The sequence below is a fragment of the Pseudomonas brassicacearum genome (assembly GCF_003732225.1).
GTDB classification, from domain to species: domain Bacteria; phylum Pseudomonadota; class Gammaproteobacteria; order Pseudomonadales; family Pseudomonadaceae; genus Aquipseudomonas; species Aquipseudomonas brassicacearum_E.
This window is the reverse complement of the sequence record NZ_MOBJ01000007.1, coordinates 150,929-172,115: the sequence shown is the minus strand read 5'-3', so window position 1 is coordinate 172,115 and position 21,187 is coordinate 150,929. Positions and strand designations below refer to the sequence as shown.

Below are 21,187 nucleotides of genomic sequence, written 5' to 3'. Positions count from 1 at the left end.
CGTGACAACATCGCAGCGCTCCAATAGATTAAGCGACCCGAAAACGCCGACGCCGTTCTCGTCTCAAATTCTGTTTAAAGAAGTAGTGAAATTTCAATGCCAGATTCCAACACCGCTGAATCCGTAATCACCTTGTCGTCCAAAGCGGAATACGAAAACTCCATCAATCTTTCACAACACGTGCCGCAGGCCAAAACCATCAGCGAGATGGTCCTGGACGCCTTCCACACCTCGAAAGAAAGCGACCAGATTCGCGAGTTGCGCACGGCCATCCGCCAGGCTCACGACCGCTTCGACGACGACAAAGCCTACGAACTGATGGGCGAACTCAAGCAGCTCAAGGACGCCGAGGCCGCCGATATCGCCGCCCTGGAAGACCTGAGCAGCAAGTTCCCGATCAGCCGGATTCTGTCGAGCTTCAAGGATGACCCAAGCTTTCAGGAACTGGTCTATGGCCTGGCGCTGAAAGTGCTGAACCAGACCCATCAAGCGATCAGCAACCCAAGCAGCGGCAAAAGCAAGGCTGCGCGTGCCAAGAAAGACATCGAAGTGTTCAGCATCAGCAAGGACGGTGTCAGCGTCAGCCTGCCACTGCGCAACCCACGGGTTAAGCCGAACGCCGACCGCGAAGCGTTCGAATTCCTCGGTTTCACCTTTGTCGGTGAAGGCGATGACGCTGAGCTGGAAAGCGAGACGTTCATCGACAACGCTGGCACCGAGCAACCGGCTACGCGCAAGGCCATCGTTACCGCGCTTCAGCAGCAGACCGCTTTCGACGGTTACAGCATCGCTGTGCAGTAACTGCTGAAATTGATCGTTCCCATGCTCGCGTGGGAACGAGCGTCAAACGTAGGACCGTTCTGAATTTTGCTTTTGGATATCCGGTTGATTTCCGAGCCACCTCCCCGCACAACCGCAGCCCTGTTGCGCCCCCCCTCTTCACACCTCAAAAAAGCGTACCCGAGCCACCACATCGCTACGATTGTTCGCCCAATCTCTCCAGGCTAACTTCAAGCCGTCGCTGCCCATTCAGCGACCGGGCCTGATAACCCGGGTAATATGTAGGCGCACCAACGCCCCACATCACGATTGCCGGCGTTTTTTTATGCCCGCAATCTGTGCAATGGCGGCTGTGCGTGGGAGACCTTCGGGTCTGCCGGGTCCTGCATACCGGTTTATCAGCCTGCGCACAGCTGCCACCCATTCGCCTGATAACGAATGAGGCAGCTCTCACGCCATGTAGGAGTTTTGCCAATGTTCACCAATGATCTGTCCAACGTTCGCGCTTCTGCTCCGCCCGTCGTCACCTCCCAACTTCTCGGAGGTGCCCAATGACTAACCCCCAAGACCTGAAAACCATCGGCCTCACGCCCTTCTCCATTCACTCCGACCAAGCGCTATTTCGCGTCTGCAGTGGCGTCCCGATCCTCGAAGCCCTGTCGCACGTTTCCGACTTGCTCCACCTCTCCAAACTGCTGGCCGAAGACGCGGCAATGGAACGCGGCAAGGACCGTTATGCCTGGGCGTCGCATTATTTGCAGGAGATGAGTAAAGCGGTGATTGATGACGTGGTGAAGGTGCTGGGTGCGCCGGGTAACAACCGCAATTGAATAGAAAAAGCCCCGTGCTTCTCTTGAAGGCGGGGCTTTTCAGGTGCTCGGTTATCTGCTCAAACGGCGCCTAACCGCTCAACCATGTCGGGGAATTTCTCCACCAGTCTGATCAACAAGGCGGCCTGCGCATTGGGCTTCGACGTTTTCTTTCGCGTCCACCTCGGGAGCCGGTTTGTCTTGCACGGAATTACTGCGCAGCGTGATCTCGCCTTCGCGCTGAGCCACCATCTCATCAACGCCCTGCATTAACTCTGCAAACAGGTCACGCTTTTTCATGGAGCTACCTCGTACTTTCAACTTTGCCTCAGTGGCTTTTTTGAGCGCATCGTCTTGGTCGGCGACCATCGCAAAACTATAGGCATGTTGCTGAGAGCTAGGCAATTGGTGGCAGACCGCCAAGATCAAAAGATCGCAGCCTTCGGCAGCTCCTACAGATATCCCCTACCCACAATGAAGTAGCGCGCCCCCACCACTCAGGCCGACCGGCAGGTCGCCGTGCTTTGGCTTTTGACTTTGATCCACCCGCCCCCTCGGGAGGCCGAGTGGAGGTGTTCATCAGGGGGTTGGCGCGCAGCGCCGTACGGCGAAGCCGGACACATCGAGAGGAGGTCGTCGCGAAGCAGACCGTAGGCGATGCCCCCTGATGGACGCCGGAGCGAGGGAACGCCGAGCCTAGGCGAGGTGCCGTACGCTTGGGGCGAAGCGTTTTGGTTACTTTTGGGCGTCTGCAAAAGTGACACGCCGTAAGGGCGGAACCCTAAGTGGCCGTTACCGCAGCAACGGATATGTACACCTGCAAGAGATTAGTCGGCTATCAGGCCGCTATCGCGAGCAAGCTCGCTCCCACAGTTTTGATTGGTGTACGTCTGCGGGAGATTAGTCGGCTATCAGGCCGCTATCGCGAGCAGGCTCGCTCCCACAGGTTTGGTTGGTGTACATCTGCGGGAGATTGGTCGGCTGTCAGGCCGCCATCGCAGGCAAGCCAGCTCCTACAGTTTTGATTGGTGTAAATCTGCAAGAGATTGGTCGGCTGTCAGGCCGCCTTCGCAGGCAAGCCAGCTCCCACAGTTGAACTGTTTACATCCGCAAGAGATAGGCCGGCTGTCAGGCCGCCTTCGCAGGCAAGCCAGCTCCCACAGTTGAACTGTTTACATCCGCAAGAGATAGGCCGGCTGTCAGGCCGCCTTCGCAGGCAAGCCAGCTCCCACAATTTTGATTGGTGTACATCTGCAAGAGATAGGCCGGCTGTCAGGCCGCCATCGCAGGCAAGCCAGCTCCCACAATTTTGATTGGTGTACATCTGCAAGAGATAGGCCGGCTGTCAGGCCGCCATCGCGGGGGAGCCCAGCCCCACAGGGACACGCCCAATAAAAAGCCCCGCGTTTCTCTCGAAGCGCGGGGCCTTTTGTACAACCGCAAAACCTTAAGGCGCGTAAGTCAGCAACAACTCGCTCGGCACCTTGAAGTCCAGCGACATCATCACGCTCAACGCCGTGATGGTGAAAATCGAGAACACGAACAGCTTGCGTGCCCAAACCGTGTCATCCACCGCCTTGTAGCCAGTCCAGGCCATGTACAACCAGTACATGCCCATGGCCGCAGCGACAGCGAGATAACTCATGCCAGCGTAACCACTGAACGTCAGCATCAAGGTCGCCACCAGGAACGCCAGGATGTAAAGCAGGATGTGCTTCTTCGCCACCTGAATCCCACGCTTCACCGGCAACACCGGAATCGATGCCGCCAGGTAATCATTGAAGCGAAAGATCGCGATCGCATAGGAATGCGGCATCTGCCACAAACTGAACATCACCAGCAGCGTCAGCGCCGCCATGTCGAAGCTATTACTCACCGCGACATAACCAATCACCGGCGGCATCGCCCCCGACAGACTGCCCACCAGCGTGCCGTGAACCGACTTGCGCTTGAGGTACAGGCTGTAGAAGCCGACGTAGATGACAAAACCGATCACCGCGAACAGCGCCGCCAACGGATTCGCCACGCGGTACAACAGGGCAACGCCGACAACACCTAGGACAGTCGCATAAACCAGCGCCAGTTTCAGGGAGATCAAGCCCTGCACCAGCACGCGGTTCTTGGTGCGCTCCATCTTCAGGTCGATGTCACGGTCGATGCAGTTGTTGAACACGCAACCCGATGCCACCACCAGGGACGTGCCGATCATCGCAGCCAGGAAAATGGCCAGATCGACATGCCCTTTCGAGGCCAGGAAAAACCCGCCTGCCACAGAAAGCACGTTACCGAAAATGATCCCCGGTTTGGTGATTTGGATAAAGTGCTTTAAGGACATCCGGACTTTCCTCAGTGCGCCATCATGACGGAATGGATGCTGTACATGATCCACAGCGACAGACCGACCAACAGGACGATAACCAGCGCCGCGAAAACAAACGCAATCACGTTGTTACGCTGGGCGGCGGAGCGGTCCAGGTGGAGGAAGTAGACCAGGTGCACCAGCACCTGGATCACTGCGAAGGCCAGCACGATCCACAGGGTCATGGCTTTCGGCAGGGATGGGTACATCACCAGGCCGAACGGAATGACGGTCAGGATCACCGACAGGATGAAGCCGATGGCGTAGGACTTGACGCTGCCATGGCTGTCGTCGTGGCTATCGTGGCCATTGTGTGAGTGAGCTGCGTTAGCCATTACAGAGTCCCCATCAGGTAAACAACGGTGAATACGCAGATCCACACAACGTCCAGGAAGTGCCAGAACAGGCTCAGGCAGCTCAAGCGGGTCTTGTTGGTCGACGTCAGGCCATGCTTGTTGACCTGATACATCATGATCGCCATCCAGATCAGACCGCTGGTCACGTGCAGACCGTGGGTCCCGACCAGGGTGAAGAACCCGGACAGGAAGCCGCTGCGGTTCGGACCGAAGCCTTCGGAGATCAGCGTATGGAACTCGTTGATCTCCATGCCGATGAAGCCCAGACCGAACAGGAAGGTGATGGCCAACCAGCCCAGCACCTGAGTCTTCTTGCCTTTGAACAACGCCAGCATGGCGAAGCCGTAGGTGATCGAGCTGAGCAACAGGCAGGCGGTTTCGCCCAGCACGTATGGCAGTTCGAAGATGTCGTGGCCCGACGGGCCACCGGCTACGTTGTTTACCAGTACCGCGTACACCGCGAAGATCGACGCAAACAGAATGCAGTCGGTCATCAGGTAGAGCCAGAAACCGAATACGGTCATCTCGCCCGAGTCGTGGTGATGGTCATCGTGCCCATGGTCATGACCATGGGCGTGTCCAACATTGGTCACTAAGTTCGACATGGTTTAAGCCTGTTCCAACGAGGTTTCAACACGGGTGGCGGTGGCCGGAATCGCTTTGGCCGCAACCAGACGCTTGTGCTGCTCGGCTTCAATGCGCTCGATCACGTCGACCGGCACCATGTAGCCCTGATCATCACGGGCAGCGTGGATCACGAAATAGATCACGGTGCCAGCGAGGCCGAAGATGGCCATCCACCAGATGTGCCAGATCATCGCGAAACCGAACACGGTCAACAGAGCACCCATGACCAGACCGGTCGCGGTGTTGTTTGGCATGTGGATCGGCTCGTACCTGGCCGGAGCCTTGTACGCAGTACCGTTTTCCTTGGCTTCGGTGAACGGGTCGATACCGTCGGCTTTCGGCAGTACAGCGAAGTTGTAGAACGGTGGTGGCGACGAGGTCGACCATTCCAGCGTGTGGGCATTCCACGGGTCGCCGGCTTCGCACATGTTCTGCGGCAGCTTGCGATCACGGATACTCACGTACAACTGGATCAACTGGCAGGCAATACCGAAGGCGATCAGTACCGCACCGACCATTGCCACGTGCAGGTACGGCGTCCACTCAGGGTTGGTGGTGCTGTTCAGACGACGGGTCATGCCCATGAAGCCCAGTACATAGAGCGGCATGAACGCGACGAAGAAGCCCGAGATCCAGAACCAGAACGCTGCCTTGCCCCAACCTTCGTGCAGCTTGAAGCCGAACGCTTTAGGGAAGTAGAAGCCGAAACCTGCGATGTAGCCGAACACGGCGCCGCCGATGATCACGTTGTGGAAGTGCGCGATCACGAACAGGCTGTTGTGCAGTACGAAGTCAGCACCCGGGATGGCCAGCAGTACGCCGGTCATGCCGCCGATGGCGAAGGTCACCATGAAGCCCAGGGTCCACAGCACCTGGCTGGTGAAACGCAGACGGCCCTGGTAAATGGTGAACAGCCAGTTGAATAGCTTCACCCCTGTCGGGATCGAAATCAGCATCGTCGCCAGACCGAAGAAGGCGTTGACGTTGGCACCCGAACCCATGGTGAAGAAGTGGTGCAGCCAAACCATGAAGCCGAGGATCGAGATCGCGCCGCTGGCGTAGATCATCGAGTGGTGGCCGAATAGTTTCTTGCCGGAGAAGGTCGAGATGACTTCGGAGAAGATCCCGAACGCCGGCAGAATCAGGATGTAAACCTCGGGGTGACCCCAGGCCCAGAACAGGTTGACGTACATCATCGGATTGCCACCAAGTTCATTGGTGAAAATGTGGAAATCCATGTAACGGTCAAGCGTCAGCAATGCCAGGGTAGCGGTCAGGATCGGGAAGGAAGCGACGATCAGTACGTTGGCCCAGGTGCAGGTCCAGGTGAAGATCGGCATGTCCATCATTTTCATGCCCGGGGTACGCATTTTCAGCACGGTGGCCAGGAAGTTGACCCCCGTCAATGTCGTACCCAGTCCGGACAGTTGTAATGCCCAGATGTAGTAGTCCACACCCACGCCCGGGCTGTAGCCCAGTTCCGACAGCGGTGGATACGCAACCCAACCGGTACGGGCGAATTCGCCGACACCCAGGGACACGTTCACCAGCACGACGCCGGAGACCAGCAGCCAGAAGCTCAGGGAGTTCAGGAACGGGTAGGCAACGTCACGTGCGCCGATCTGCAGCGGCACTGCAAGGTTCATCAGGCCGGTGAAGAATGGCATCGCCATGAAGATGATCATGATCACACCGTGAGCGGTGAAGATCTGGTCATAGTGTTCAGGTGGCAGGTAGCCAGGCGAACCCTCAGTGGCCAGGGCCAGCTGGGAGCGCATCATCACGGCGTCGGCAAAACCACGCAGCAGCATGATCATGGCAACGATGATGTACATCACGCCGATTTTCTTGTGGTCGACCGACGTCAGCCACTCGGTCCACAAATAGGTCCACTTCTTGAAGTAGGTGATTGCAGCAAATACCGCCAGACCACCGAGCGCGATCATGGCGATGGTCACCATCACGATCGGCTCGTGGAACGGGATCGCTTCCCAACTTAATTTACCAAACATCGTTTACTCCTCTGCCCCGGCAGCTGAATGCGAACTCATGTCCATCCCTTCCATACCGGCCACTTCCTTCTCTTCTTTCTCGTGGTGCATCGGCTTGCCCGGTTTCATGCCTTCATACTTGTCGATGATGGTCTGGAACAGGTTCGGCGCGTACGAGGAGTAGAGTTCAACCGGGTTGTTCTGGCTTGGTTTGGAAAGGGCTTCGTATTCAGCTTTTTCAAGCTGTTTAGGTGCCTTCTTGACATCACTGACCCAGGCATCGAAATCTGCCTGAGAGGTGGCGATTGCTTTGAATTTCATGCCAGTGAAGCCAGCACCGCTGTAGTTGGCGGAGATACCGTCAAACTCGGCATTCTGATTGGCGATCAGGTGCAACTTGGTTTCCATGCCCGCCATCGCGTAGATCTGACCGCCCAGGCCCGGAATGAAGAACGAGTTCATCACGGTGTCGGAGGTGATTTTGAAGTTAACCGGCGTGTTGGCCGGGAACACCATCTTGTTGACGGTGGCGATGCCTTGTTCCGGATAGATGAACAGCCACTTCCAGTCCATCGCGACCACTTGAATGGTGATCGGCTTGACGTCGGATTCCAGCGGACGGTATGGGTCCAGGGCGTGGGTCGACTTGTAGGTGACATAACCCAGGGCAATGATGATCAGCACGGGAACAGCCCACACCGCGATTTCAATCTTGGTGGAGTGCGACCATTTCGGGGTGTAGACGGCGTCCTTGTTGGAAGCGCGGTATTTCCAGGCGAACAGGAAGGTCATGACAATGACCGGAACCACGACCAACAGCATCAGCAGCGTTGCGGTGATGATCAGGTTTCGCTCGTCCAGGCCGACCTGGCCCTTGGGATCGAGCAAGGTCATGTTGCAGCCTCCCAGCAACAGCGTGCCGAGCAGCGGCAATAAGCCTAGTAGTCTGGGGTACCTGTTTTTACTCATCTCACGACCTCTAAAGCAGCTTGCGCAATGCAGTTGGGTTTTAATCGCCAACACTTCACCCTGCCAAGGGTTGGCATTTTTCTTGGATTGAATAAGGGCTTGCCCGTCGCGCGTTAAACGCTGATCGACACATCCTGGGCTAGCGGTGAGTTCTTATTCGATTTCGTGGTCAAAGGCCTTGTTACAGACCAATTCCATTTGGTGCGGATAATTTGGAGGCGCCGACACCTGGCGTCGCATGAAGCCTCTAAAGCCCCACGACCACCCCTTGTGCCAAGGAGCGCGCCGCGCCGGAATTTCAGTGCGGGCGATTGTAGATATGTAACGTTGTATAAACCATGTCTCATCCCGAAATAATTTTTATCGGATACGGCAACAATCATTAACGAAATCTGCAAAGATTAGCCATGGTATCGCGATTAATTCGCAACAAGAACCCCTGAAATTGTAAGTCTACTGTCCACAGTTCAGACAGCTTCGATGCCTTTCGAAGCATCGCCGACCTTGCGCAAGCCCCCTTGTCACAAGGCCTTTGGCCATTCGTCCGAGCCTGTTAAAACTGCCTGCTGCAATGCATTTGCTGGCTTCCAGAGAGGCCCGTCAGCAAGGTAAATTCCTTGTCAGTTTCAGCGACGACAATCGTCTTTGAAATGAGTTGCGACACATGAGCTGTGACAACATGTCGCACGCGAGCCGCACCCTTCTTTGCCGCGCATCACACTCCTTTTACAAAGCCGCTGAAACGCAAAACGCCCCGGCCTCTTTCGAGGACCGGGGCATTCTTTTCAAGGCCCGAAGCTGCGGCGAGAAGCCTCAGTTCAGGTGTTTGCGGTTACGCGAAATGAGCAGCGGCACCAGCACGACGGTCAACACGAAGGCCACCAGCGCCCACTGTGCCAGCGACAAGCCGAGGATCGGCGGGTACGGCGTCTCGCAGAAGCCGTCGACCTGGAAACCCAGCGGGAAGATTTTCGCCAGCGGCAAGCCGTCGACAATCGGTTGCAACACATCGATGCCACAGCTGACCGCCGGGTAGAACTGCGTATAGACGTGATGCCCGGCAGCCGCAGCGCCGGCGAGGGCGAAGATCACCACCAGCACTTCAAACGCGGTAATGCTGCGACGAGTGCGCATGGCGGCACCAATAAAGGCGCTGATCGCGATCAGCAACAGCGCATACCGTTGCAGGATGCACAGCGGGCATGGTGCCTCGCCCAGCACCACTTGCATGTACAGCGCGCCACCGATCAGCGCCAGGCAGATGATGCCCAGCAACACCAGGAAGCGCCGCTCACGGCCCAACCGCATCATTTCCTCATTCATCGCGTTTCCCTTCTAGATATCGATTACAGGCAAGTCTACACGCAGGTTCTGACCTTGGAGAGCCTGGCGCGTGCCGGTGGATATCGGGGAATAGACGATAAACCGGTTAAGAAAGAATTAACTTTCAAGTGTTTTTCAAGAATAGGGACCGCAGCGCGGCCATCGCGAGCAAGCTCGCTCCCACACTGGGCCGATGTGAACACACATCTTGCGTACGTCGCGGTTCCAATGTGGGAGCGAGCTTGCTCGCGATGAAGGCGACTCGGTCCCCCGAGTCGCCTTAGTACGCTTACTCCAGCGCAGCAGCCGGGCCGAAGAATTCGTAGCGGCTCTGTTTCTCCGGCACACCCAAGGCCTTGAGGTGGCGCTTGATCGCGGCCATGAAACCTTTCGGGCCGAGGAAGTAAGCATCCAGGTCACGCTCTTGCGGCAACCAGTCCGCCAACTGCTCCTGACTCAACAGCCCGACCTTATCCGCCGCCGGGCTGACGCCATCATCTTCGGCGTAGCAATAGAAGCGCTTGAGTTGCGGGTGACGCTCGGCCAGACCGTCGATCCAGTCGCGGAAGGCATGCACGCCACCGTTACGCGCACAGTGGATAAAGTGCACTGGACGCTCGGTGGCCAGCGCCGCTTCAAGCATCGGCAGGGTTGGCGTGATGCCGACTCCCCCGCTGATCAGCACCAGCGGTTTGTCGCTGGCGGTCAGGGTGAACTCGCCCGCAGGCGGGAACAGCAGGATGCTGGCGCCGACAGGGAACTGGTCGTGCAGGTAATTCGAGGCGCGACCGCCCTCTTCGCGTTTGACGCTGATGCGGTACTGACCGTTGTCGCCCAGGGACGACAACGAGTAGTTGCGACGAATTTCTTCGCCGTCGAGGATCAGTTTCATGCCGATGTACTGACCCGGTTCCGCCGCGAGAATCGGTCCCTTGTCCGCCGGTTCAAAGTAGAACGAGGTAATTTCCGCGCTCTCTTCCACACGCTTGGCCAGTGTGAATTCCCGCGCCCCGCGCCAGCCGCCGACCGCTGCAGCTTTCTGGTCGTAGATCGCGGTTTCGGCGCCGATCAGGATATCGGCCAATTGGTTATAGGCAGCGCCCCAGGCGCTCATCACTTCTGGCGTGGCGATCTCGTCACCCAGCACTTCGGAAATCGCCCGCAGCAGGCAAGCGCCGACAATCGGGTAATGCTCCGGCAGAATTTGCAGGGCAACGTGCTTGTTGATGATCTTCGCCACCAGGTCGCCCAACTGGTCGAGTTGATCGATGTGCCGCGCATACATCAGCACCCCGCGCGCCAAGGCCCGAGGCTGGTCGCCGCTGGCCTGATGTGCCTGGTTGAACAGCGGACGAACCTCCGGGTACTCAGAGAGCATCATGCGGTAGAAGTGAGTGATCAGGGCTTCGCCACCGCTTTCCAGCAACGGTACGGTGGATTTGACGATGGCACGGTCTTGAGCGCTAAGCATTAAGGGGGTACTCCTGAACGACTGGGTTTATAGCTTTCTACCCATTGCCTATCAGTTTCCATGCCAAGAATTAAAACGATATAAATCAATAACTTAATAAACATGTAGTCATAACGACACAAGCGAATTTATAGTCACCTCGACTACACGGAGTCAATATGACTGCAAAATCCTTGCTCACCGCCCTGCTTCCACTGGTCTCCGACCTTTCCCGCGAACTGCCCGAAGGCGAGCGCTACCGGCGCTTGCTCGAAGCGATGCGCGCCCTGCTCCCCTGCGACGCCGCCGCCCTGCTGCGGCTCGACGGTGAATGGCTGGTGCCGTTGGCGGTGGATGGCCTGAGCACCGACACCCTGGGACGACGCTTCAAGGTCAGCGAACACCCACGCTTTGCAGCGCTGCTCAACAGCCCGGAGCCGACGCGTTTCCCCAGCGACAGCACCTTGCCCGATCCCTATGACGGTTTGGTCGACGGCCACGGCGATCACCTGGAAGTCCACGACTGCATGGGTTGCCCGCTGTTTATCGATGAGCGTCCGTGGGGCTTGCTGACCCTCGACGCGCTGGACCCGGAGCGCTTCGAGCCGATCGAACTGGACGCCCTGCAAGCCTTTGCCAGCCTCGCCGCCGCCACGGTCAACGCCGCCGAACGCATCGAACGGCTGGCCAATCGCGCCGAAGACGAGCACCAGCGCGCCGAGGTCTATCGTCAGGCCAGCGGCCAGCAGAACCGCGAATTGATCGGCCAGAGCAAGGCGCACAAGCGTTTGGTGGAAGAGATAAACCTGGTCGGCGGCAGCGACCTGACGGTACTGATCACCGGCGAAACCGGGGTCGGCAAAGAGCTGGTGGCCCAGGCGATCCACGCCGCGTCACCGCGCGCCGACAAACCGATCATCAGCCTCAACTGCGCCGCGCTGCCCGACACTCTGGTGGAAAGCGAACTGTTCGGCCATGTGCGCGGCGCCTTCACCGGGGCGATGAACGACCGGCGCGGCAAATTCGAACTGGCCAATGGCGGCACGCTGTTTCTCGATGAAGTCGGCGAATTGTCGCTGACCGTGCAGGCCAAATTGCTCCGTGTGCTGCAAAGCGGTCAGTTGCAGCGCCTGGGTTCGGACAAGGAGCATCAGGTCGACGTGCGCCTGATCGCCGCGACCAACCGTGATCTGGCGGAAGAAGTCCGCAGCGGCCGCTACCGTGCCGACTTCTACCATCGCCTGAGCGTTTATCCGTTGCTGGTGCCGGCGTTGCGTGATCGCGGTCGGGACGTGTTGCTGCTCAGCGGTTATTTCCTTGAGCAGAACCGCTCGCGAATGGGCCTCAACAGCCTGCGCCTGAGCAGCGACGCGCAAGCGGCATTGCTGGCCTACAGCTGGCCGGGCAATGTCCGCGAACTGGAACACTTGATTGGTCGCAGCGCGTTGAAAGCACTGGGCAACTCTCGGGAGCGGCCGAAGATTCTCAGCCTGAGCGCGGCGGCTCTGGACTTGCCCCACACGCCCCTCGAAACACCCCCAGCGCCTGTGGCGATTGCTCCGGCGCCTGCGGTTGAAGTATTCGGTGACCTGCGCCAGGCCACCGAAAACTATCAACGCCAGCTGATCACCGCTTGTCTTGAGCGTCACCAGAACAACTGGGCCAGCGCCGCCCGTGAGCTAGGCTTGGATCGGGCGAACCTTGGGCGGATGGCAAAAAGATTGGGTATGAAATGAAATAACACCCCCTGTAGCAGCTGCCGAAGGCTGCGTTCGGCGGCGAAGCCGTCGTAAAACCTGGGTGCGCGGTGCAACAGATACAACGCGGTGCCAGGTTTGGCGAGGACTCCGTCCTCGAACGCAGCCTTCGGCAGCTGCTACGGGAGTTACGCCGATCAGGAAACCGGGATCAGTCCTAAAGCCTACCCCGTCCGCGTCGATAACCCGATATCAATAGTTGCTGGCGGTCCCACAATCGCCCGTCACCTTTTTTCACAGAAGGTTTTTATGTCTTCCAACAAAGCCCGCGCAGATTCACTTTCGCTTCTGCTCTTTACCTTGCGTAGCGGCAAGCTGATGGCGATCAACCTGCTGAAAGTCAGTGAAATCATTCCCTGCCCGCCGCTGACCAGGCTGCCGGAGTCGCACCCGCACGTCAAAGGCATCGCCACCCTGCGCGGAACCTCGTTGTCGGTCATCGACCTGAGCCGGGCGATCGGCGAGCGGCCGCTGGAGGACCCGGACGGCGGCTGCCTGATCGTTACCGATGTCAGCCGCTCCAAACAGGGCCTGCACGTTCAGGCGGTGAGCAAGATCGTCCATTGCCTGACCACCGACATCCGCCCTCCACCCTACGGCTCCGGCGGTGTGCGCTCGTACATCACCGGCGTGACCTCGGTCGATGGCACGCTGGTGCAGGTGCTCGACATCGAGAAAGTCATCCACGGCATCGCCCCGGCGCAGATCGAAACGGCCCCGACCGAGCTGAGCATGGAAGACGCCGAAGTGCTCGGCAACGCACGCATTCTGGTGGTCGATGACAGCCAGGTGGCACTGCAACAATCGGTACACACCCTGCGCAACCTCGGCCTGCAATGCCACACCGCACGCAGCGCCAAGGAAGCCATCGACTGCCTGCTGGACCTGCAAGGCACCGCACAGCAGATCAACCTGATTGTCTCGGACATCGAAATGTCCGAGATGGACGGTTATGCCTTTACCCGAACCCTGCGCGAAACCCCGGACTTTTCCCACCTCTACATCCTGCTGCACACCTCTCTGGACAGTGCGATGAACAGCGAAAAAGCCCGTCTGGCCGGGGCGAACGCAGTGCTGACCAAGTTCTCCTCGCCTGAGCTGACCAAATGCCTGATCACGGCCGCAAAAGCCGTCGCGCAGCAAGAACAAGGTCATTGAGCCTTGGCTGAGGAGTATTGCCTGCTGCTGCGGCGCGACCTCGCTGGAGTGTTGCCGCCAATCGTCTGGCCGGATGGCATCCAGCTGAGCCTCTATCGCCCGCCATTGGCCAACGCCGTTCATGAGGTGATGGAGCTGGGTTATCAGCAAGGCGGCGGTCGAGTACCGGCGCTCCAGGTGTGGCGCGAGCGCTTTGAAAGCGATGCAGAGTATGACCCGGCGCTGTGCTTCATCGCCTCGGATGCCCAAGGCATTGTCGGCGTGGCCCAGTGCTGGACCAGCGCCTACATCAAGCACCTGGTGGTGCATCCGCGTGCTCAGGGCCAGGGATTGGGACGGGCGTTGTTGTTGCATGCCTTCAGTGTGTTTCAACAGCGGCGCGAAGGGTTTGTTGACCTGAAAGTACTGGAAGACAACCACCGGGCCCGGCGTCTGTATGAAAGCGCTGGAATGCGCGTGGTTCGCCGGGAGCTCGTTCCAGACTGAGACCGCTATCGCGAGCAAGCTCGCTCCCACATTGGATCTGCGTCGTTCACAAATCCCCTGTGGGAGCGAGCTTGCTCGCGATAGCGGTCCGCACTACCAACATCAAACCATCATGCAGATTCAGCCCTTGGTCAACACGCGCCCAAGGCCCAGTGACTGGCGCATAACTTGCTTCGAGACACGCCCTCGCGGTGGTTTTCCGTCATCGCTGACGCCTCTGGAATGTGACCGGTCGCCTAATGAATACGACGTTTTCCTGCGTAGGTTGCGGCAAGTGCTGCAACGATCACCACGTGCCTCTGACCCTCGCCGAGGCCCGGATGTGGGCGGCTGACGGCGGTGCCGTGATCGTCCTGGTGGAAGGTTTTCTCGGCAATGGCCTGGGCCTTCCAGCCTTGCAACGCGAGCACGCCGAACGCCGTTCGGTGGTGGTGCCCAGCGGCGCGACCCAGGCCCATGTAGCCATCACCTTCGCCGCATACAACGCCGGTCCCTGCCGGAATCTTGACGAAGACAACCTCTGCCGCATCTACGAACGCCGGCCGTTGGTGTGCCGCATCTACCCGATGGAAATCAATCCGCACATCCCGTTGACACCGGCCGCCAAGGATTGCCCACCCGAGTCATGGGAGCAAGGCCCTGAGTTGATCGTCGGCGGTCAGTTGGTCGATCAGGCGCTGGTCAGCCTGATCCAACGCTCGCGTCAGGCAGACCGCGACGATGTTCAGACCAAGGAAGCGATTTGCCAACGTCTGGGGATTCGCACCACGGCCCTCAAGGGCGACGGGTTTACCGCCTACCTGCCGGACATGGCGGCGTTTGCCCAGGCGATTGATCAGGTTCAGGCACAACCTTCGACGGGTTCAGCCAGTGAATGGCAGTTCCATGTGTCGGGCGACGACATCGCCGAGCAAGTGCAGGCCGCCGGGGCACAAGTGGCCACGGCGGAACCGCTGAACTATGCGTTTATCTCGTTGCGCGCGGCCTGAGACGACAAGCCAGCCGAGACCCCGGACATTACCGCATAGGGCATGTTTATGGAGGGCTAACGCGCAGTGACCGCCAGACATTCAACTTCCACTCGTGCGTCCAATAGCAGCTTCCCGGCAGCGAACGACGTGCGAGCCGGCAATCGATCCGCCGGGAAGTACTGCCTATAAACCGTATTCATGGCGGCGAAATCCTTGATGTCGGCGAGGATGACCGTGCATTTGGCTACGTGAGCCTGGGACGAACCACTACGTTGCAATGCGTCGCGCAGATTCTCCATAGCCTGGGTCATCTGCGGAACGATGCCGCCCTTGACCAGTTCGCCGTCAGCCCCCAGACCGAGCACGCCGGACAGATAGATGGTCTGGCCAACTTGCACCGCATCGGAGAATGGCAGGCCTTCTTCGTTAGGAAAATAGCGTGGCGAATCGGGTGCTGCAGGCGGCAGAAAGCGCTGGGTGATGGTCTGGTATTGGCCGTTTTGCTTGATACGCTCAAGGGCACCGTTCAGGTTATCGCGCAACGCTGTGTCGTTTTTGCGCACGGCGATGGCCACGCCACTGCCCAGCAAAGGGTCCTTGAGGGTCGGGCCGACAAAATCGAAATCTTGCCCCTGGGGTTGGCTTAACAGCGCGTGGGTGATTTCAATGGAGTCTTGCAGGGTGGCGTCGATCTCACCGGCCAACAGACTGGCAACCAATTGGTCGTTGAAATCGAAACTGCGCACCGTCACGCCCGCCGCAGCCCAACGAGTCTTGGCGAACGCCTCACGACTGGTACCCGCCAGTACGCCGACCCGCTTGCCTTTGAGCGATTGCGGATCGGGTTGCAGGCTCGAGTTTTTGCGCGCCACCAGGCGGTTATTCAGGGGGTACAGGTCTTCGGTAAAGTCGAGCCGTTCCCGACGCAAAGGCGTGGCAGTCATCGGCATGATCGCATCAAAGCGCTTGGCTTCAAGCGCGTCGATATTGGTGGCGTAGGCTTGATCGATCCAGACACAGCGGGACTTGAGTTCGGCACACAGCGCGTTGCCCAACTCGATGTTCAGCCCCACCAACTCGCCTTTCTCGTTGCGACTCTCGAACGGAGGAACCAGGGCTTCGACGCCGAAGCGGATCTGAGGGTCGACCGCGGACGACACGCAACCGGTGGTCAGAGCCATCAGAGAGAGCAAAGTTACGGTTTTTACCAGAGACATTTCGGTGGCCTTCATCAAGCAATCATGGGAATCCGCGATGCCTGCCCCTTCAGTGCGGGCAATGTCATCTGGCAATGGGTCAAACGACACACATTACGCGGGCATGAATCTTCAACGAGTGACCACCGACGTCCCAGAGGACAGATCGCTTATCCTTGTGGGAACTATCTCAGTGACAGAGAGAATTGTTTCCAGCCAAAAACGCCTGACTGTCAGCGTTTACCCATCGAGCGACGGGTGCCAGGAGGCGCTGCGCCCGGGGTCTTGGTGTGGCCATTCTTGGCGCCGTTCTTGTACCACGGCTGATTGGCGTTTTTGGCGGCTGCCAGTTCACCCGGTTTGAACGGGAACTTGAAGGCCGGAATTGCGGCTTTGGTTTCGCTGTCGGCGCTGGAGTCGACGCTGTCTGGCAGGTCAGCCTGTTCGTCAGCCGCAGGCGCTTGTATCGGGGAAGTCATGAATGCTCCGGGTGTTACATTGAGTCGGGCCCGATGAGTGGACCACGAAAGGCCGGCAGTATACCTGCGTGCCCATGATCTTTAACCTCCCGCTGAATGAATGGTCGCCTTTGCTGACAACCCTGTCAGTTAGCAGTCACCCTGCTGACCGCAAGGAAGGGCTATAAATAGGCCATTATCCTCCGTCCTTTTTGCCCGGCGCTTGATGCTCATGCCCATTCCAGGAAAAAAACTGCTGATTGTCGCTCTGCTGGCGACGGTCGCTGCCGTGGCCATCGGGGTTGCGATCAAACCCGCAACCAGCAAACTCTCGGCACCGACGGCGATCCCGGTGCGAGTGGTCAGCGTCGCCGAGCGCGATGTGCCGCGATATGTCAGCGGGATTGGCTCGGTGCTGTCATTGCACAGTGTGGTCATCCGTCCGCAGATCGATGGCATCCTCACCCGGCTGCTGGTCAAGGAAGGTCAGTTGGTGAAGGCCGGTGACCTGCTGGCGAGCATCGATGATCGCTCGATCCGCGCCAGCCTCGATCAGGCCCGTGCGCAACTGGGGGAAAACCAGGCGCAATTGCAGGTGGCCGAGGTCAATCTCAAGCGTTACAAGTTGCTCAGCGTCGATGACGGTGTGTCCAAGCAGACCTACGACCAGCAACAGGCCCTGGTCAATCAGTTGAAAGCCACCGCGCAGGGTAATCAGGCGGCGATTGATGCGGCGCAGGTGCAGCTCTCCTACACACAGATTCGCTCGCCGGTGACGGGTCGCGTTGGTATTCGCACCGTGGATGAAGGCAACTTCCTGCGCATGAGCGATACCCAAGGACTGTTCTCGGTGACCCAGATCGACCCGATTGCCGTCGAGTTTTCCCTGCCGCAGCAAATGCTGCCGACGCTGCAACGGCTGATCAGCGCGAATCCACCCGCCGACGTGAACGCCTACCTCGGCGCCGACACCAGCGGCCAGACCGGCGATTTGCTCGGCGAAGGCCACCTGACGTTGATCGACAACCAGATCAACACCAACACCGGGACCATTCGCGCCAAGGCCGAATTCAACAACGCCGGGCAAAAGCTCTGGCCGGGGCAACTGGTGACCATCAAGATCCAGACCGCGCTCGACAAAAATGCCCTGGTGGTGCCACCGAGCGTGGTCCAGCGCGGGCTGGATCAGTATTTCGTTTATCGGGTCAACGCTGACAAGGTCGAATCCGTCCCCGTGCAGATGGTTTATCAAGACAGCAGCCTGAACATCATCAAGGGTGTGCAAGCCGGTGATGTGCTGGTCAGCGATGGTCAGTCACGGCTCAAGCCCGGTGCCCGCGTGCAGATTCTCGGCGAGCCGCCAGCGCTCACGCAAAGCACTACGGCGGAGCAACAACCATGAAGGTCCATGGCGGTATTTCGGCCTGGTGCATCGACCATCCGGTCGCCACGGCACTGCTGACCTTCGCGCTGGTGCTGCTGGGCTTGATCGCCTTCCCGCGCCTGCCCGTCGCACCGCTGCCAGAGGCCGAATTCCCGACCATTCAGGTCGCCGCCCAATTGCCCGGCGCCAGCCCCGACACCATGGCTTCGTCAGTGGCAACGCCGTTGGAGGTGCAATTCAGCGCCATCCCCGGCATGACCCAGATGACCTCCAGCAGTGCCTTGGGTTCGACCAACCTGACCCTGCAATTCACCCTCAACAAAAGCATCGACACCGCCGCGCAAGAAGTTCAGGCCGCGATCAATACCGCCGCCGGCAAACTGCCCAAGGACATGCCAACGCTGCCGACCTGGCGCAAGGTCAACCCGGCAGACAGCCCGGTACTGATCCTCAGCGTTAGTTCGACGCAAATGCCCGGCACCGAACTCAGCGACTACGCCGAAACCCTGCTGGCGCGGCAACTGAGCCAGATCGACGGCGTCGGCCAGATCTACATCACCGGCCAGCAACGCCCGGCGATTCGGGTCCAGGCCTCGGCCGACAAACTCGCTGCCATCGGCCTGACCCTGGCCGATGTGCGCCTGGCCATTCAGAAAACCAGTCTCAACCTGGCCAAGGGCGCGCTGTACGGTGAGTCGAACATTTCCACGCTGTCGACCAACGATCAGCTGTTCCATCCCGACGAGTACGGGCAGCTCATCGTCTCCTACAAGAACGGCGCGCCGGTCCAGCTCAGGGATGTGGCCACGGTGGTCAGTGGCTCGGAAGACGCCTATGTCCAGGCCTGGTCCGGCGATCGTCCGGGGGTCAACCTGGTGATCTTGCGGCAACCGGGGGCCAACATCGTCGACACCGTGGACCGGATTCAATCTGCGTTGCCGGGCCTTCAAGCGATGCTCCCGGCGTCGATACAGGTCGACGTGCTGATCGACCGGACCCAGACCATCCGCGCCTCGCTGCACGAAGTGGAAGTCACCCTGCTGATCGCCATCCTGCTGGTGGTCGCGGTGATGGCGCTGTTCCTGCGCCAGTGGTCGGCGACGCTGATCGTCGCAAGCGTGCTCGGGGTTTCGCTGATCGCCAGTATCGCGTTGATGTACATCATGGGTTTCAGCCTGAACAACCTGACCCTGGTGGCGATCGTCATTTCCGTGGGTTTTGTGGTCGATGATGCGATTGTCGTGGTGGAGAACATCCACCGCCATCTGGAGGCTGGCGACGGCATGCGCGAAGCGGCGATCAAGGGCGCCGGCGAGATCGGGTTTACCGTGGTCTCGATCAGTTTCTCGCTGGTGGCGGCGTTCATTCCGCTGTTGTTCATGGGCGGGGTGGTCGGCCGGTTGTTCAAGGAATTCGCCCTCACCGCCACCTCGACCATCATGATTTCGGTGGTGGTTTCGTTGACGCTGGCACCGACGATGGCCGCCCTGTTCATGCGCGCCCCGGTGCATGACGCCCACGCAAAACCGGGTTTCGGTGAACGCCTGCTGGCGCTGTATGAACGCGCATTGCGTCGTGCCCTCGCCCATCAAAAGCTGATGCTGGGAATCTTCAGCCTGACGTTAGGCATGGCGATTGCCGGCTATGTGTTCATCCCCAAAGGCTTCTTCCCGATCCAGGACACCGGTTTTATCCTTGGCACCACGGAAGCAGCGGCTGATGTCTCCTATCCGGAAATGGTCAAAAAACACCAGGCGTTGGCCGAGATCGTCGCTGCCGACCCTGCGGTGCAGACCTTCTCCCATTCAGTGGGCGTATCAGGCAGCAACCAGACCATCGCCAACGGACGCTTCTGGATTTCCTTGAAAAAACGCGGTGACCGCGATGTGTCCGCCAGTGAGTTCATCGACCGGATTCGTCCGCAACTGATGAAGATTCCGGGCATCGTGCTGTACCTGCGCGCCGGGCAAGACATCAACCTCAGCTCCGGCCCCAGCCGCGCCCAGTATCAATACGTGCTCAAGAGTAACGACGGCCCGACACTGAACCTCTGGACCCAACGCCTGACCGAAAAACTGCGCGGCATTGCGGCGTTCCGCGACATTTCCAACGACCTGCAATTGGGCGGCAGCATCACCCACATCAACATCGACCGTGCCGCCGCGGCGCGTTTCGGCCTGACTGCCAGCGATGTCGACGAAGCGCTCTACGACGCCTTCGGCCAACGGCAGGTCAACGAGTTCCAGACCGAAATCAACCAGTACAACGTAATCCTCGAACTCGACACCCGCCAACGCGGCAAGGCCGAAAGCCTGGCCTACTTCTACCTGCGCTCACCGCTGAGTGGCGAGATGGTGCCGTTGTCAGCGTTGGCCCGATTCGATGCACCGACCATCGGCCCGCTGTCCATCGCCCACGACGGCATGTTCCCGGCCGCCAACCTGTCGTTCAACCTCGCTCCCGGCGTGGCCTTGGGCGATGCGGTGATTTTGCTCAATCAGGCAAAAAATGAAATCGGCATGCCGGCCTCGGTCAACGGCAATTTCCAGGGCGCGGCCCAGGCGTTCCAGAGCTCTCTGGCCAGCCAGCCATGGCTGATTCTGGCGGCGCTGGTGGCGGTGTACATCATTCTTGGCGTGCTCTATGAGAGCTTCGTGCACCCGCTGACGATCATCTCGACCTTGCCTTCCGCCGGTCTCGGCGCCTTGATTTTGTTGTGGATCCTCGGCCAGGACTTTTCGATCATGGCGCTGATTGGCCTGGTGCTGCTGATCGGTATCGTCAAGAAAAACGGCATCCTGATGATCGACTTCGCCCTCGATGCCCAGCGCAATCGTGGCCTGCCCCCGGAAGAAGCGATCTTTGAGGCATGCCTCACGCGGTTCCGCCCGATCATGATGACCACCCTCGCCGCCCTGCTCGGCGCGCTGCCGCTGATGCTCGGTTATGGCACCGGCGCCGAACTGCGTCAGCCGCTGGGGATCGCGGTGGTCGGCGGTTTGCTGGTCAGCCAGGCGCTGACGCTGTTTACCACGCCAGTCATATACTTATGGCTTGAGCGGGTGTTCCATCGGTCGACACCAGCGCCTGCGCTGGCGACCACACACTGAGGC

At 59.2% G+C, this 21,187-nt stretch carries 17 protein-coding genes and 1 pseudogene; 8 read left to right on the top strand and 10 right to left on the bottom strand.

The features are described 5' to 3' along the window. The first annotated feature begins 96 nt into the window (after positions 1-96). Together BK659_RS10785 and BK659_RS10780 are read left to right on the top strand one after the other, a co-directional pair. Positions 97-801, top strand: a complete 705-nt coding sequence (locus BK659_RS10785; RefSeq protein WP_123425055.1) for a hypothetical protein — start codon at positions 97-99, stop codon at positions 799-801. 530 nt (positions 802-1,331) lie between these two features. Further along, complete coding sequence (locus BK659_RS10780; protein WP_123425054.1) at positions 1,332-1,610, top strand: DUF3077 domain-containing protein; 279 nt, start codon at positions 1,332-1,334, stop codon at positions 1,608-1,610. Between the two features lie 59 nt (positions 1,611-1,669). Here the strand turns inward: BK659_RS10780 and BK659_RS10775 are convergent. From BK659_RS10775 to hmpA, 8 genes and pseudogenes are all read right to left on the bottom strand, one after another. Then, a pseudogene (locus BK659_RS10775) lies at positions 1,670-1,889 on the bottom strand (transcriptional regulator). Between the two features lie 1,147 nt (positions 1,890-3,036). Further along, a complete protein-coding gene (gene cyoE, locus BK659_RS10770; RefSeq protein ID WP_123425053.1) occupies positions 3,037-3,924 on the bottom strand; it encodes a heme o synthase in 888 nt (295 codons plus the stop codon). Positions 3,925-3,935: 11 nt separating this feature from the next. After that, entirely contained in the window at positions 3,936-4,283 is a 348-nt protein-coding gene (cyoD, locus tag BK659_RS10765) for a cytochrome o ubiquinol oxidase subunit IV (protein ID WP_123425052.1), read from the bottom strand. Continuing rightward, positions 4,283-4,909: a cytochrome o ubiquinol oxidase subunit III gene (locus BK659_RS10760; protein WP_019693534.1), complete on the bottom strand. Its 627-nt coding sequence runs from the start codon at positions 4,907-4,909 to the stop codon at positions 4,283-4,285. The genes cyoD and BK659_RS10760 overlap by 1 nt, the downstream gene beginning before the upstream one ends. 3 nt (positions 4,910-4,912) lie before the next feature. Continuing rightward, a complete protein-coding gene (gene cyoB / locus BK659_RS10755) occupies positions 4,913-6,943 on the bottom strand; it encodes a cytochrome o ubiquinol oxidase subunit I (protein ID WP_123425051.1) in 2,031 nt (676 codons plus the stop codon). A 3-nt stretch (positions 6,944-6,946) separates the two neighbouring features. After that, positions 6,947-7,891 carry a ubiquinol oxidase subunit II gene (gene cyoA / locus BK659_RS10750; RefSeq protein WP_123425050.1) on the bottom strand — a complete coding sequence of 315 codons (945 nt, stop codon included), beginning with the start codon at positions 7,889-7,891 and terminating at the stop codon, positions 6,947-6,949. Positions 7,892-8,704: 813 nt separating this feature from the next. After that, complete coding sequence (locus tag BK659_RS10740) at positions 8,705-9,214, bottom strand: disulfide bond formation protein B (RefSeq protein WP_123425049.1); 510 nt, start codon at positions 9,212-9,214, stop codon at positions 8,705-8,707. 289 nt (positions 9,215-9,503) lie between these two features. Beyond that, positions 9,504-10,685 (bottom strand): NO-inducible flavohemoprotein, encoded by a 1,182-nt coding sequence (gene hmpA, locus BK659_RS10735; protein WP_123425048.1) that lies wholly within the window; start codon positions 10,683-10,685, stop codon positions 9,504-9,506. A gap of 158 nt (positions 10,686-10,843) precedes the next feature. Here hmpA and norR point away from each other — a divergent pair, with 158 nt between their 5' ends. The 4 genes from norR (at position 10,844) to BK659_RS10710 (ending at position 15,054) form a co-directional block, all read left to right on the top strand. Beyond that, positions 10,844-12,400, top strand: coding sequence for a nitric oxide reductase transcriptional regulator NorR (gene norR, locus BK659_RS10730; RefSeq protein ID WP_123425047.1), 1,557 nt, complete (start codon positions 10,844-10,846; stop codon positions 12,398-12,400). A 270-nt stretch (positions 12,401-12,670) separates the two neighbouring features. After that, the gene (locus BK659_RS10725) at positions 12,671-13,579 is read left to right on the top strand and encodes a chemotaxis protein CheV (protein ID WP_123425046.1); all 909 of its coding nucleotides are present in this window, start codon (positions 12,671-12,673) and stop codon (positions 13,577-13,579) included. A 3-nt stretch (positions 13,580-13,582) separates the two neighbouring features. Next, positions 13,583-14,065, top strand: coding sequence for a GNAT family N-acetyltransferase (locus BK659_RS10720; RefSeq protein WP_123425045.1), 483 nt, complete (start codon positions 13,583-13,585; stop codon positions 14,063-14,065). Between the two features lie 239 nt (positions 14,066-14,304). Then, on the top strand, positions 14,305-15,054 hold the full coding sequence (locus tag BK659_RS10710; protein WP_123425043.1) for a YkgJ family cysteine cluster protein: 750 nt from the start codon (positions 14,305-14,307) through the stop codon (positions 15,052-15,054). Between the two features lie 56 nt (positions 15,055-15,110). Here the strand turns inward: BK659_RS10710 and BK659_RS10705 are convergent, their stop codons facing one another. Both BK659_RS10705 and BK659_RS10700 read right to left on the bottom strand, forming a co-directional pair. Next, on the bottom strand, positions 15,111-16,253 hold the full coding sequence (locus BK659_RS10705) for a transporter substrate-binding domain-containing protein (RefSeq protein ID WP_123425289.1): 1,143 nt from the start codon (positions 16,251-16,253) through the stop codon (positions 15,111-15,113). A gap of 212 nt (positions 16,254-16,465) precedes the next feature. Next, positions 16,466-16,711 carry a hypothetical protein gene (locus BK659_RS10700; protein WP_123425042.1) on the bottom strand — a complete coding sequence of 82 codons (246 nt, stop codon included), beginning with the start codon at positions 16,709-16,711 and terminating at the stop codon, positions 16,466-16,468. 211 nt (positions 16,712-16,922) lie between these two features. On the opposite strand from BK659_RS10700, the gene BK659_RS10695 reads away from it, so the two are divergent. After that, positions 16,923-18,092, top strand: a complete 1,170-nt coding sequence (locus tag BK659_RS10695) for an efflux RND transporter periplasmic adaptor subunit (RefSeq protein ID WP_123425041.1) — start codon at positions 16,923-16,925, stop codon at positions 18,090-18,092. Continuing rightward, positions 18,089-21,184 (top strand): multidrug efflux RND transporter permease subunit, encoded by a 3,096-nt coding sequence (locus BK659_RS10690; protein ID WP_123425040.1) that lies wholly within the window; start codon positions 18,089-18,091, stop codon positions 21,182-21,184. The genes BK659_RS10695 and BK659_RS10690 overlap by 4 nt, the downstream gene beginning before the upstream one ends. The last annotated feature ends 3 nt before the right edge of the window (positions 21,185-21,187 follow it).

Excerpts from the sequence above, each read along its gene's own strand:
- BK659_RS10695 (WP_123425041.1), top strand. The coding sequence starts at position 16,923 with ATGCCCATTCCAGGAAAAAAACTGCTGATTGTCGCTCTGCTGGCGACG.
- BK659_RS10700 (WP_123425042.1), bottom strand. The coding sequence starts at position 16,711 with ATGACTTCCCCGATACAAGCGCCTGCGGCTGACGAACAGGCTGACCTG.
- BK659_RS10780 (WP_123425054.1), top strand. The coding sequence starts at position 1,332 with ATGACTAACCCCCAAGACCTGAAAACCATCGGCCTCACGCCCTTCTCC.
- BK659_RS10690 (WP_123425040.1), top strand. The coding sequence starts at position 18,089 with ATGAAGGTCCATGGCGGTATTTCGGCCTGGTGCATCGACCATCCGGTC.
- BK659_RS10740 (WP_123425049.1), bottom strand. The coding sequence starts at position 9,214 with ATGAATGAGGAAATGATGCGGTTGGGCCGTGAGCGGCGCTTCCTGGTG.
- cyoB (WP_123425051.1), bottom strand. The coding sequence starts at position 6,943 with ATGTTTGGTAAATTAAGTTGGGAAGCGATCCCGTTCCACGAGCCGATC.
- BK659_RS10725 (WP_123425046.1), top strand. The coding sequence starts at position 12,671 with ATGTCTTCCAACAAAGCCCGCGCAGATTCACTTTCGCTTCTGCTCTTT.
- hmpA (WP_123425048.1), bottom strand. The coding sequence starts at position 10,685 with ATGCTTAGCGCTCAAGACCGTGCCATCGTCAAATCCACCGTACCGTTG.
- cyoA (WP_123425050.1), bottom strand. The coding sequence starts at position 7,891 with ATGAGTAAAAACAGGTACCCCAGACTACTAGGCTTATTGCCGCTGCTC.
- BK659_RS10710 (WP_123425043.1), top strand. The coding sequence starts at position 14,305 with ATGAATACGACGTTTTCCTGCGTAGGTTGCGGCAAGTGCTGCAACGAT.
- cyoE (WP_123425053.1), bottom strand. The coding sequence starts at position 3,924 with ATGTCCTTAAAGCACTTTATCCAAATCACCAAACCGGGGATCATTTTC.
- BK659_RS10705 (WP_123425289.1), bottom strand. The coding sequence starts at position 16,253 with ATGTCTCTGGTAAAAACCGTAACTTTGCTCTCTCTGATGGCTCTGACC.
- BK659_RS10760 (WP_019693534.1), bottom strand. The coding sequence starts at position 4,909 with ATGTCGAACTTAGTGACCAATGTTGGACACGCCCATGGTCATGACCAT.
- cyoD (WP_123425052.1), bottom strand. The coding sequence starts at position 4,283 with ATGGCTAACGCAGCTCACTCACACAATGGCCACGATAGCCACGACGAC.
- norR (WP_123425047.1), top strand. The coding sequence starts at position 10,844 with ATGACTGCAAAATCCTTGCTCACCGCCCTGCTTCCACTGGTCTCCGAC.
- BK659_RS10785 (WP_123425055.1), top strand. The coding sequence starts at position 97 with ATGCCAGATTCCAACACCGCTGAATCCGTAATCACCTTGTCGTCCAAA.